Source organism: Salifodinibacter halophilus, assembly GCA_012999515.1.
GTDB classification, from domain to species: domain Bacteria; phylum Pseudomonadota; class Gammaproteobacteria; order Nevskiales; family Salinisphaeraceae; genus Salifodinibacter; species Salifodinibacter halophilus.
Window position 1 is genome coordinate 1 of the sequence record JABEEB010000059.1, and the last position, 372, is coordinate 372.

Consider the following 372-nt stretch of genomic DNA (forward strand, 5'->3'; position numbering starts at 1 on the left):
ATCGCGATTCCCAACGACCCGCACGACTTCACCCCGGCGGCGCTGCCGACCCTGTACCGCACCGGCAGCTACAACATCGCCCTGACCGGCAGCGGCGGCTATGGGCCGTACAACTACACCATCGAGACCGGCGCGCTGCCGGCCGGCCTGAGCCTGAGCGGCGGCGCGATCGTCGGTACGCCGACCGTGTCGGGCGCCTACAGCGTCACCATCAAGTCCACCGACTCCAGCCTGCCCGGCCCGGGCGTGCCGGCGGTCGCGTTCCGCACCCGCACCTACACCGGCACCGTGCTCGAGCCGCCGACGATCGTGGTCAATCCGGCCACCATCCCCGGCGCCACCGTCGGCGTCGCCTATAACCAGACCTTCAGC

General features: G+C 71.0%; 1 protein-coding gene. It reads left to right on the top strand.

Going from position 1 to position 372, the window contains the following annotated elements; translation table 11 throughout:
- Window positions 1-372, top strand: a 372-nt coding sequence (locus HKX41_10675; GenBank protein NNC24594.1) for a hypothetical protein, incomplete at both ends; no start/stop codon positions are given.